The following is a 12,045-nucleotide window of genomic DNA, read 5'->3' as shown; positions in this document are numbered from 1 at the left end:
TCGCGGGTCAGCGGCCCAGTACGCCGGTCGCCGCCTTGACCTCGGCGGTGATCCTTTGCCTGACCTGGGTCAGGGCCAGCTGGTGCTGTTCGATCTGTCCGCGCTGGATGGCGGACTCCACGGTGAACCAGGTCTTCACCAGGCCCGTCTGCCGCTTGCACTTGATGTCGGTCAGGGCCGTGGTGATGTCCGCCTGCCCGGTCTGCCCGTCGTGGGTGTCGGGGGTGAGGTTCGCGGCGTTCAGCGGGCTGTCCACGGTGTAGCCCTTGGCCTTCATGCACCGCGACCAGGCGCCGATGACGGCCAGCACACGGGGATCGCTCTGCGAGCGGCGCAGACTCTCGTAGTCCAGTTTGCTGGGCAGACTCTCGTCGATGCGCGGCCCGATCCTCCGGGTCGCCTCGCCGAGGCATCCGTCCTGGGGGATGCTCCTGCCGCCGATCCGCGCGGGGGCCTTCTTGGCGCCCCGTGCGATGGCGAGTCGGCCGGTGAGCACGGCCGTCTCCGCGGGGGTGAGTTTCGGCGCCGGCGGCGGGGTCTGGTTGAGATCGCCGAGGAAGTAGCCGAACCTGGCGGCCAGGTCCTCGTCGGTGATGCCGTAGCGGCGCGGCATGTTGGAGTCGTCGCTGCTGGGCGGTGGCGTCATACCGCGGGCCGGAGGGGTGTAGGCGTAGCCGTACCGCTTCATGCACTGGGTGGTGAGCCGGTCGACGGCCCGGTCGATGACCACGGTGTCCGCGTACGGCTCCATGTAGGCCTCCATGGGCAGGACCAGGCCCTTGGCGAGGCCCGACGCGGGCACCGCGGCGGGCCAGGCGGGGGCGCCGGTCCCGGAGGGAGTGGCACCCCCTGCCCGGGGCGTGCCGGTCCCGCCGCCCGGGGAGCATCCGGTCAGGGCGAGCAGCGCCGCCGCGACGGCGACCACGGGGCTCACAGCTCTCCGACGACGCATCAACTCTCCTTGTGGACAACCGAGTCACTGACCATGACGGGTCTTCAGGACCAGTGCTCCGAGGCGTCCTCGTTCTTCAGCGTGGAGTCGAAGTTGAAGTCCCCGTCGCAGTACCGGTCGGAGCCGAAGTACTGGGAGTGGCCGGAGTATCCGGAGTTGTAGTAGATGCGGTAGCTGTTCACACCGCAGGGATCCGCGGAGGCCGCGTTGTTCTTGATCTGCTGTCCGGCACCGGGCCGGCTGCCGGCGGTGCTGAAGACGAAGACGTACTGCCCGTTGCCGTCCAGGCCTGCCGAGAAGTCGTAGATGTCCCCGTACATGTCGGCGATCGCACCGGGCGCCGGCAGGACACCGCTTTGGGGCGACGAGTTGTAGTTGATGAAGAGGTCCGCCTCGCAGTCGGGGTCGAAGCCCCTGGAGTCCCTGGAGATGCAGGGCGAGGAGGAGTAGATGACGGTGACCGCGTGCGCCTGGCTCCCGGTGGCGAACGTGGTGACACCGGCACAGGTGACGACGGCGAGGCCGATGGCCGCCGCCCGTCTGTTGATGTTCCGGAACACGGGAAGAGCATGGACCATGACCCGTCCTTTGCAGTGAGGAAGGCAGGCAAACTCCGCGCGGTGATCGGCGAGTTACAGGATTCTCTCCGGGGCCGAACAGGAACAACCAAGGATCACCAAAGAAACCGCCAAGCAACTTCCCGCACTTGAATCTCCTGGCCACCAAATGCCTTGTGATTCGCGGTCACTTCCCACGCGTTGACCAGCGGCAGGACCGATGGTTTCCGACAGAACCCCACATCGCCGAAGAGTTTCATGGTCATGAGCTCTTCCCTTCCCGGGGCCACGGCACGTACTTTGTGTCGGCTTCACTTGCGGGAATTCCCTTCTCCCGTAACGGGGATGAGGCGGCACGCGTGGCCTGCCTCCCACCCTCACCTCTGCTCCCACCGTCGGTCACACCTGCCCATCGGGACCCTGGAGGACCCTTGAGGCTGAGACACAGAGCACGTGCGTCCATCGCCCTACTCGCCACTTCCCTGGTGGTCACCGGTCTGACCCAGACCGGCCCCGCCTTCGCCTCACCACCCTCCCGGTCACCCTCGTCCGCCGCCGCGTCCTCGGGCACGGGCGACCCCGCTCCCAAGGCGCCCGCCCAGGACAGGTCGCCGAAGGTGCTCTCCCCGGACACGCAGCTGCCCAGCGGCTGGCGGAAGTCCGCCGACCGCGCGGTGACCGTCGCCGGTGACGGTTCCGCCCTGCGGGTGCTGGCCGCCGACAGCGGCAAGGCCTACCAGTGGCGGACCGTCGCCACGCTCTCGGAGCCCGGCTTCGGCACCGACCTGTGGATCGGGAACGCCTGCGTGACCGGGTCCGGCAAGCGGGCCGTGGTCGTCTACGCGCCCCGGGACTTCACCAACAGCCCCGAGCTGATGGAGCGCGGCGGCTTCGCCGCCGTCGTCGACCTGACCAGCGGCAAGGTCACCAAGCTCGCCGACACGGTCACCCTCGGGTACTTCAACCCGGGCTGCGGCACCGGCGAGACGGCCGTGCTCACCCAGCTGGGCGACGAACAGCGCAACCAGACACGGCTGTTGACGGTGAACACCGCCACCGGTGCCGTCGTCCGCAGGCAGACCGAGAACGTCCAGGTCACCTCGGCGGTCCCCACACCCGACGGCATCGTCGGCGCGGCGGCGGGCCGGCTGATCGGCTTCGACCGGAAGAACCACACCACCGAGCTCGCCACCACCACCGGACCCGCCTTCGGGCTGCACGTCGACGCCGAGGGAGGCGTCGACTTCCTGGACCAGAAGGACGGCAAGGCCCGCGCCCGTCGCACCGCGGCCGGCCGGACCACCACCTTCGCCCGGGGCCGGTCGGGCGCGCTGGGCCTGGCGGCCGGCACCTCCGGCCGCGTCTTCCTCACCGGCAAACCCACCTCCGTGACACACCTTCCCTCGCCCGTGCGGCAGTTGAAGGTCGCGGCGGACGCAGAGGTGTCCTCGACCGGCGCGCTCGCCGTGGACCAGGCCGTGTCCGCGAGCCTGCGCAGCCACGTCAGCGACCCGCTCGCGGCGACCGCCTGGAACACCGCGGCGCCACTGAAGATCAAGACCGAGGTGCCCGCGACCGGGAAGAAGATCTCCTTCACCGTGAGTGCGGCCGCCACCGGCGCCAAGGCCGCGGGCGGGCAGGCGTCACCGGCCCTGACCGGCTCCGGCACCCCGTCGAGGTCCGCGGCCACGATGTCGGCCGCGGTGGCCGGCAGCCCCACGAGCACGATCGACGACGACCGCACCTGTTCGCAGCCGCGCAACGACCCGGCGCAGCAGGCGTACCAGCCCACCCCCAACCAGGTCGAGTGGGCCGCCGACATGGCCATCCGGTCCGACCTCACCAGCACCTACGTCCGCCAGGGCGGGTGGCGTACGGCCGACGGACTGGGCACGGTGAACCCGCAGGGCATGTTCCCGCTGCCGGGGCTGACCGGCACCAGCGGCGGACGCATCCCCGCTCAGGTGCTCCTCGGCGTACTGGCCCAGGAGTCCAACCTGTGGCAGGCCGAGGGCGGCGCCCTGCCCGGCCAGACCAGCTCCACCCTGGCCAGCACCAACGGCTTCTACGGCCATCCCAGCGACCCGGCGACCCCTGAGGACCACTGGCAGATCGACTGGTCCAAGACCGACTGCGGCTACGGCATCGGCCAGCAGACCGACGGAATGAAGACCGGTGCCGTGGACGAGCTCCCGGCCGCGCAGCAGCGGGCGATCGCACTGGACTACACGTCCAACATCGCCATCGCCGCGCAGACGCTCGAGAAGAAGTGGAACGAGCTGCACGACACGGCCGTCACTCCGGGCGCGATCAAGCTCAACACCGACGACCCCGCGGCACCGGAGAACTGGTTCGCCGCCCTGTGGGACTACAACTCCGGTCTCAACTACTACATCCCGGCCAACCCGTCCGGCTACTGGGGCCTGGGCTGGCTGAACAACCCCTCCAACCCGCTCTACCCGCCGGACCGGCACGCCTTCCTGGACGGCAACACCTACGCCGACGCCGGGCATCCGCAGGACTGGTCGTACGAGGAGAAGGTGCTCGGCTGGGGCGCCTGGCCGATCGACACCGGGCGCGCCTACGCCGATGACGGCACCGCCAACAACAGCAACACCGCGGGCTACTCGGCCGCCTGGTGGAGCACCGACGCCGACCGCTCCTCGGTCAAGCCGGACCTCGACACCTTCTGCGCCCCGCTCGTCAACGACTGCGACCCGGCCAACCCGCCGCGCTGCGAGGTCGACCACCTCGGCGAGACCTGCGATCCACCGCACTGGTACCACGCCAACCAGACCACCTGGAAGGTCGACTGCCCCAACAGCTGCGGTCACGAGTACCTGACGTACAAGACGCTCCGGACCGAACTGGGCAACGGCAACAACGGCGCCGGCACCATGTGCGACAACTCCGATCTGGGCTTCACGGTCGTGGACGACGTGTCGAGCAGCGTCCCGACGTTCACCGACAACTGCGCCAAGTCGGGCTGGACCAACGCCGGGACCTTCGGCTTCCGTTTCAACGCCGACTCCGCGGGCCACTACGAGGCGAAGGGCGACCTGCACCAGATCGGCGGTGGCTTCGGCGACCACTTCTGGTACGCCCACGCCCGCGACGACGCCCACGGCGCCACGGCCAACGTGTCCGATCCCGACACGGACCCGGGCATCGCGAGCGGCGCGATGGCCGCCACCGGCACCTGGAGACTCAACACCCAGCGCACCTCCTGGACCCGGGTACTGGTGCATCTGCCCAACACCGGCTCCGGCAGCCAGCAGGCCGTCTACACCATCCACCTCGGCGACGGCACCACCCACAACCGGATCATCAACGCCGTCGCCCACGCCAACCAGTGGGTGAGCCTGGGCATCTACCACTTCACCGCCGGCTCCGATTTCCAGGGCGTAACGCTGTCCAACTACACCCCCGAGGGGCAGGCGGACAACGACGTGGCCTGGGACGCCGTCGGCTTCCAGTGGCTCTCGGCCAAGCCGCGGCACATCGTGGCCGCGCTCGGCGACTCCTACTCCTCGGGCGAGGGCGCCGGCTCCTACGACAAGTCGACCGACCAGGACCACGGAACCGTCGACTGGGACGCCTGCCGGCGCAGCGCCAACGCCTGGCCCCGCAAGCTCGTCCTGCCGGGCGAGTCCGCGAGCCTGTCCCTGCTGTCCGACAACTACAGTCCCGACGCGGAACTCGGCTTCGTCGCCTGCTCCGGCGCCCACACCTGGCAGGTCGACGGGTCCGTCGACACCAGTTACTGGCAGAGCGGTGACATCGCGGCCGGCGACGGCGAGTTCCGGGAGATCCCCCAAGTGGACTCGGGCGTCCTCACCAAGGACACGACCCTGGTGACGCTCACCATCGGCGGCAACAACTACGGCGCCTTCGTCAACGCCGTGACGGACTGCGCGGGCCTCGGGGACTGCGCGGGCAGCGACTTCCTCAGCAAGTACGAGAAGTTGATCGACCAGACCAAGGAGGACATCGGCAACACCCTGGCCGCCGTCGCCCAGCAGGCGCCGAACGCCAAGATCCTGCTCGTCGGCTATCCGGAGATCCTCAGCCGCACGGTCAAGTGCACGGGCTCCTGGTACATCGACGGCGACGAGGCCGCCGCACTGGCGACCCTCGCCAACTACATGGACACCGCGCAGAAGGCCAAGGTGGACGAGTTGCACGCCGCCGGATACGACGTCTCGTACGCCAATCCGGTCTCGGCGTTCGTCGGCCACGGCGGCTGCGACAGCGACGAGTGGATCAACAAGATCGTGCTCGGCCCCAACGGCGACGGGGACTTCCACGAAGGGGACCCGCACGCCGTGTGCATCGCCGCCTCGGGCATCGGTCAGACCTGCCTGAGCCGCGAGGCCTTCCATCCGAACAACGCGGGCACCACCGGATACGAGCACGTGGTCGAGAGCGCCTTGACCTCCATCGGCTATACGGGAGCATGACCGCGTGACCTCCCCCACGCGGCATGCGCCGCGCCGCGACAGCGGGCCGGCCGGGTTCCTCGGCCGGTCGGCCGGCTGTCTCGGCGCGGCCGTGCTGGTCGGCGTGCTGGTGGCCGCGGGCGTGCTGGTCTGGTTCTTCCAGGCCGTGCAGGACAGCGGGCGGGACCGGGAGCGCGACGCCCGGGCCGCCGTCACCGCCGCCGCCGAGCGGCTCAGGGCCCGGCTCCAGAAGGCCGATGCCGACGGCACCCTGACCGACCAGGAGATCGCCGCCGTACTACGTCCCCGAAGCCCCCGTTCCGTCGCCCGCACCGCGGCCGGCACCACCGTCGTGGTGCAGGTCGCCGCGTCCGACTGGGCCCAGTGCTACTCGTACACCGCCGGCCACACCGGCACCGTCACCAGCCGGCCGCTGGCCGGCTGCCCAGCGGCCTCAACCTCAAATGTTGCTCTGAAGACGCCCCCCGGGTGATTCGGCTCCGGACGCCAGGGCCATACCCCCGTCACACAGGAACGGCACGGCGTCGAAGGGGACGGCACGGCGGGCACCTGAGCAAGCCACTCGACGGGGAAACGGGGACGGGGACCATGGAGCGACTGGGCACGGGGATCGGCTGGCGGCCGGAGATCGCGGACGCCGTGGAACGCATGCCGGGCATCGACTGGGTCGAGGTCGTGGCCGAGAACACCTGTCCCGGCCATCTGCCGGAGTCGCTGCGGCGGCTGCGCGAGCGCGGGGTGACCGTGGTCCCGCACGGCGTCTCGCTCGGCCTCGGCGGCGCCGACCGCCCGGACGAGAGCCGCCTGACCGCCCTCGCCGAGCGGGCCGAGGCGCTGGGCGCGCCCCTGGTCACCGAGCACATCGCGTTCGTCCGGGCGGGCGGGCTCCTGACGGCCTCCCCGCGCCTGGAGGCCGGCCATCTGCTGCCGGTCCCCCGCACCCGCGACGCCCTCGACGTGCTGTGCGAGAACGTCCGCATCGCCCAGGCCGCCCTGCCGGTGCCGCTCGCCGTCGAGAACATCGCCGCGCTGATCGCCTGGCCGGACGAGGAGATGACGGAGGGGCAGTTCCTGTACGAGCTGGCGGACCGTACGGGCGTACGACTCCTCATCGACGTCGCCAACCTCCACACCAACCACGTCAACCGCGGCGAGGACCCGGCCGAGGCTCTCGCCGACCTCCCCCTGGAGGCCATCGCGTACGTCCACGTGGCGGGCGGCTTCGAGCGGGACGGCGTCTGGCACGACAGCCACGCCCACCCGGTCCCCCGCCCGGTCCTCGACATCCTCACCGACCTCGCGTCCCGGGTGTCGCCGCCGGGGGTCCTCCTGGAACGGGACGAGAACTTCCCGGAACCGGCGGAACTGGAGGGGGAGTTGGCGGCGATCCGGGGGGCGGTGGAGAAGGGGCGGGAGCAGGGGGCCGCGCCGGGCACGCAAGCCGCCCGCACCACCCGACTCGCCTCCATGCCCGACACCGCCCCGGCCCGCCAGCGGCTCGCCCTCGCGCAGGCCGCGCTGCTGTCCGCCCTCGTCGCCGGGACGCCCGTGCCCGAGGGGTTCGACCGGGTGCGGCTCGGGGTGCAGGCGCGGGCGCTGGCCGGGAAGCGGGCGGACGTCGTGGCGAAGGTCGCGCCCGAACTGCCGGTGATTCTGGGCACGGGGTACCGGGCCGCGTTCCTCGGTTACGCCCATGGGCACCCGATGACCGGCGGGTACCGCAGGGACGCGTTGGACTTCGCCGGATACGTGCTGGGAGCGGGGGTGGTCCGGGACGAGCGGGCGCTGGCCGAGCTGCGGGAGTGGTGGCTGGAGCGGTCGGGGTCGCGGCCGCGCTCGCACCGGCCGGGCGTGCGGCTGGCGCGGGCGACGCGGCGGGTGCTGCTGCGCCGCTGAGGCGGACGGTCGTCAGCCGACGTGACCGCGAAGTAACATGCCAACTGCGCACCCGAAACGCACTGGCGTGCGGTGCCGCAAGCAGGAGGCACCATGCGACCCCGACCCCCCGTCAACGGCCGAGGCATCTTCAGTGGCACCGGGCTCATCATCACCGGCCTGGCGGCGACCCTGGCGGCCCTCGTCTTCCCGATCTGGTCGTACGCCGACCGTTCCGGGACCGCGGTCGACGTGCTCAACGCCCAGACGGTGTCGACGAGGTACGGCCCGCTGTCGGCGCTCGACCGGGAGTTCGTCACCAAGGTGCGGCTGGCCGGACTGTGGGAACTGCCGGCCGGGCAGCAGGCCCTGCGGAAGGGCACGACACAGGCGGTGCGCACCGCGGGACAGCACCTCGTCGAGGGGCACACGTTCCTGGACCAGCGGGTGCGTGACGTGGCCTCGCAACTCGGCCTCGCCCTCCCCAACGAGCCGAGCGACCAGCAGAAGCAGTGGCTGGCCACCCTGAGCTCGGCCCAAGGGGTCGAGTACGACCGGCAGTTCGCCAACATCCTGCGGATCGCCCACGGCAGGGTCTTCTCGGTCGTCGCCCAGGTACGGGCCACCACCCGCAACTCCCTGGTCCGCGCCCTCGCCGACGACGCGAACACCACCGTCCTCGACCACATCAAGATCCTGGAGGCCACCGGGTACGTCGACTGGGACGCCCTGGCCCAGGAGATGGCCTCCGGCAGCACTCCCCCGATCACCAACACCCCCGGCCCGCCCGGCCCGACGACCGACCCGACCCCGGCGATCCCGGTCACCCCACCGGCGTCCCCGACGTATTCACTGCCCCCACCCGCCACCAGCCCGCCGCCGAGCGAGCCCTGAGCGGCCCCAAGGGGAACATTACGTACCGGCCACGCTCCGTCCGGATTGTGAACAAGGCATGGCGCCTTCGCGGTCGATTCGCATAGAACAGCGTCATGTTCTGGGTCCTTCTCCTCCTGCTGGCCTGGGCCGCCGCCGGTACCGCGTGCACCCGGTTGTGCCTGGCCGCCGTACGTGCTGCGGCCGTGGACACGGAAGAAGTGGCCGCGGGCCATGGGCACGACCTGACGCTGTACGAGGCGGCGTTCCTGTCCGGCGGCCCCCGGCGGGTCGCCGACCTCACCATGGTCTCGATGGCGCGCCAGCGCCGACTGCTCCTCGCGCACACCGGCTGGGCGACGGTCGTCGACCCGCGCGGCCGGGACGAGATCGAGCGCTCCGTCATAGGGGCGATCGGCCCGGAGGGCCAGTCCCGCATCACCCCGGCGCGGGACGCGGCGGCGACCGCGGCCCCGGTGCGCGGTCTCGCCGACCGGCTGGTGCGCGCGGGCCTCGCCGTGCCGGACGGGGCGCGTACGACGGTGGCGGCGGCCGTGCGCCAGGTGCAGCTCGCCGCGCTCGTCGTCCTCGCGCTGGGCGCGACCGCGCTGCTGACGCCCGCGCCGTCGGAGATGCCGCGGCAGCTGATCGCCCTCTGGTTCGCGCTGCCCCTCGCGCTCACCCTGAGCTGCCTCGCCATCGCCCGCGTCGAGGTCCACCCCTACTCGCGCTGGGCCTCCCCCGCCGGCCAGCGCCTGCTCGGCGCCCTGGCCCGCCGCACCGGGAGCGGCGACGACCGTACGTACCTGACGACCGTCGCCGTACGAGGGGTCCGCGCGGTCGGTGAACCGGATCTGCGCGCGGCCTTCGCCGACCGCGAGCAGCACTGGCGCGCCGGGCACACCAGGGGCGCATAGGGGGCATTGGCGCCGACACCGGCCGGACGGTGCTTGCCTTCCCCAACAACCGAACGAAACATCCCTTTTGTTGCTGCCGTGCACCGAAGGGATACGCGATGAGAGCCCCCGCCCTCTACTCGGCCGCCGGGACCTTGATCCTGACCACACTCGCGGCCGCCCCGGGCGGCGCCCCCGCCGCCGCCCCGGGCACGGCCGAGCTGCGCGGCGCCGCGACCGCCGCCGCGCGGGCCGAGGCGGCCGGGATCACCTTCGGCAGATGCCCGGACGCGGAGGACCTGCCGGCCGCGATGCAGTGCGGCACGGTCACCGTCCCGCTCGACTACGCGCACCCCGGCGGCAAGCAGATCAAGCTCACCGTCAGCCGGGTCCGGGCCACCCACAAGGACCCGCACAACAGCAAGCGCAAGGTCCCCCGGCAGGGCTCCCTGGTCTACAACCCCGGCGGCCCGGGCGGCTCCGGCATGTACTTCCCGCTCATGGGCTACCTGCCCGAGTGGAAGCGGCTCGCGGCGGCCTACGACCTCGTCGGCTACGCCCCGCGCGGCGTCGGCCGCTCCGCCCCGCTGTCCTGCGAGGACCCCAAGCACTTCCTCAAGGCGCCCTCACCGGCGCCGACGCACCCCTCGGAGTCGTACAAGCGGGAGCGCATCGCCGAGGCGAAGGCCTACGCGCGCGGCTGCGCCCGGCGGGCGGGCAGCGCGCTGCGGCACTACACCTCCCTCAACAACGCCCGCGACCTCGACGTCCTGCGGGCCGCGCTGGGCGAGGAGAGGCTGACGTTCATGGGGGCGTCGTACGGCACCTACTTCGGGGCGCTGTACGCGACGCTGTTCCCCTCGCACGTGCGGCGGATGGTGTTCGACGCGGCGGTGAACCCGGACCCGGAGGAGGTCTGGTACCGCAACAACCTCGCCCAGTCGGCCGCGTTCGAGGACCGCTGGGCGGACTTCCGGGAGTGGGCCGCCCGGCACGACAAGGCGTACGGCCTCGGCGACACGGCCGAGAAGGTGCAGCGCAGCTACGACAAGGCGGCGGCCCAGCTGGCGGCGGACCCGGCCGGCGGGAAGGTCGGGCCCGGTCAGTTGCAGGGGGCGTTCCTGACGGCCGGGTACTACGACGACTTCTGGCCGCACCGGGCGCAGGCGCTGTCCGCCTATCTGAAGGGCGACCCCAAGCCGCTGATCGAGCAGGCGGGGCCGCATCCGGAGGCGGCGAAGGAGGCCGAGAACTCCAGCGCGGTGTACACGGCCGTCGAGTGCAACGACGCGTCCTGGCCCACGGACTGGGAGGTGTGGGACCGGGACAACACGCGGCTCGCCCGGGTGGCGCCGTTCGAGACCTGGGACAACGTGTGGATGAACCTGCCCTGCGCCTACTGGCAGGCGCCGCGTCAGGAGCCGCTCGATGTGCGAACCGGGCCGGGTGAGCTGCCGTCGACCCTGATCCTGGCGGCCGAGCGGGATGCGGCCGCGCCCTATGAGGGGGCGCTGGAGCTGCATCGGCGGTTGTCGGGGTCGGTGCTGGTGACCGAGCGGGACGCGGGGACCCACGGGATCGCGGGCGGGCCGAACCGGTGCGTCAACGGGTACCTGGACGCGTACCTGTTGGAGGGCCGGCTCCCGGTGCGGCGCGCGGCCTGCGCACCGCACCCGGAGCCCGAGCCCCGAGGCTGATCAGGCCAGGCCGGCGACCAGATCCCCGATGTCCTTGCGGCGGCCCGTGAAGAACGGGACCTCCTCGCGGACGTGCATGCGGGCCTCCGACGCGCGCAGGTGGCGCATGAGGTCGACGATGCGGTACAGCTCGTCGGCCTCGAAGGCCAGGAGCCACTCGTAGTCGCCGAGGGAGAAGGAGGCGACCGTGTTGGCGCGGACGTCCGGGTAGCCGCGGGCCATCTTGCCGTGGTCGGCGAGCATGCGGCGGCGGTCCTCGTCGGGCAGGAGGTACCAGTCGTAGGACCGCACGAAGGGGTAGACGCTGACGTAGTTGCGCGGCGTCTCGTCGGCGAGGAACGCCGGGATGTGCGAGCGGTTGAACTCGGCGGGGCGGTGCAGCGCCATGTTCGACCAGACCGGCTCCAGGGCGCGGCCCAGCTTGGTGCGGCGGAAGAGGTTGTACGCCTCCTGGAGCTGGTCGGCGGTCTCGGCGTGCCACCAGATCATGAGGTCGGCGTCGGCGCGGAGGCCGGACACGTCGTAGGTGCCGCGGATCGTGACGTCCTTCGCGGCGAGCTGGTCGAACAGCTCCTGGACCTCGTCCGCGTAGCCCGCGCGGTCCTCGGGGAGGACGTCCTTCAGCTTGAAGACGGACCAGAGCGTGTAGCGGATGACCTCGTTCAGGTCCTTGGCCAGCTTGCCCTTGTTCGGGATCCGGCCGGCCTCGGGGGTGGGGGCTTCGTTGCTCATGGT

Annotated in this window: 10 protein-coding genes; 6 read left to right on the top strand and 4 right to left on the bottom strand. The window is 71.5% G+C overall.

Features of this window, described 5'->3' with window-relative positions; translation table 11 throughout:
- Window positions 1-7: 7 nt before the first annotated feature.
- The 3 genes from EJC51_RS36065 to EJC51_RS47930 all read right to left on the bottom strand — a co-directional run bounded on the left by EJC51_RS36065 (window position 8) and on the right by EJC51_RS47930 (window position 1,775).
- Window positions 8-952, bottom strand: a complete 945-nt coding sequence (locus tag EJC51_RS36065; RefSeq protein WP_126274880.1) for a hypothetical protein — start codon at window positions 950-952, stop codon at window positions 8-10.
- A gap of 44 nt (window positions 953-996) precedes the next feature.
- Complete coding sequence (locus tag EJC51_RS36060; protein ID WP_126274879.1) at window positions 997-1,530, bottom strand: hypothetical protein; 534 nt, start codon at window positions 1,528-1,530, stop codon at window positions 997-999.
- 95 nt (window positions 1,531-1,625) lie between these two features.
- On the bottom strand, window positions 1,626-1,775 hold the full coding sequence (locus EJC51_RS47930) for a hypothetical protein (protein WP_165951268.1): 150 nt from the start codon (window positions 1,773-1,775) through the stop codon (window positions 1,626-1,628).
- Between the two features lie 165 nt (window positions 1,776-1,940).
- Between EJC51_RS47930 and EJC51_RS36055 the strand changes: the two genes are divergently transcribed.
- The 6 genes from EJC51_RS36055 to EJC51_RS36030 all read left to right on the top strand — a co-directional run bounded on the left by EJC51_RS36055 (window position 1,941) and on the right by EJC51_RS36030 (window position 11,310).
- On the top strand, window positions 1,941-5,969 hold the full coding sequence (locus EJC51_RS36055; protein WP_126274878.1) for a golvesin C-terminal-like domain-containing protein: 4,029 nt from the start codon (window positions 1,941-1,943) through the stop codon (window positions 5,967-5,969).
- Window positions 5,970-5,973: 4 nt separating this feature from the next.
- Window positions 5,974-6,441, top strand: a complete 468-nt coding sequence (locus EJC51_RS36050; protein WP_126274877.1) for a hypothetical protein — start codon at window positions 5,974-5,976, stop codon at window positions 6,439-6,441.
- A gap of 116 nt (window positions 6,442-6,557) precedes the next feature.
- A complete protein-coding gene (locus EJC51_RS36045) occupies window positions 6,558-7,865 on the top strand; it encodes an MbnB/TglH/ChrH family RiPP precursor modification enzyme (protein WP_126274876.1) in 1,308 nt (435 codons plus the stop codon).
- Window positions 7,866-7,958: 93 nt separating this feature from the next.
- A complete protein-coding gene (locus EJC51_RS36040) occupies window positions 7,959-8,738 on the top strand; it encodes a DUF4142 domain-containing protein (RefSeq protein ID WP_126274875.1) in 780 nt (259 codons plus the stop codon).
- A gap of 95 nt (window positions 8,739-8,833) precedes the next feature.
- Entirely contained in the window at window positions 8,834-9,634 is an 801-nt protein-coding gene (locus EJC51_RS36035) for a TIGR04222 domain-containing membrane protein (protein ID WP_126274874.1), read from the top strand.
- 98 nt (window positions 9,635-9,732) lie between these two features.
- Window positions 9,733-11,310: an alpha/beta hydrolase gene (locus EJC51_RS36030; RefSeq protein ID WP_126274873.1), complete on the top strand. Its 1,578-nt coding sequence runs from the start codon at window positions 9,733-9,735 to the stop codon at window positions 11,308-11,310.
- On the opposite strand, the gene hemQ is transcribed toward EJC51_RS36030, so the two are convergent.
- The gene (gene hemQ, locus EJC51_RS36025; RefSeq protein WP_126274872.1) at window positions 11,311-12,042 is read right to left on the bottom strand and encodes a hydrogen peroxide-dependent heme synthase; all 732 of its coding nucleotides are present in this window, start codon (window positions 12,040-12,042) and stop codon (window positions 11,311-11,313) included.
- Between the last annotated feature and the right edge of the window lie 3 nt (window positions 12,043-12,045).

The sequence above is a fragment of the Streptomyces aquilus genome (assembly GCF_003955715.1).
Lineage (GTDB): Bacteria > Actinomycetota > Actinomycetes > Streptomycetales > Streptomycetaceae > Streptomyces > Streptomyces aquilus.
The sequence above is the reverse complement of the archived record's forward strand: the minus strand, read 5'-3'. Positions and strand labels throughout refer to the sequence as shown.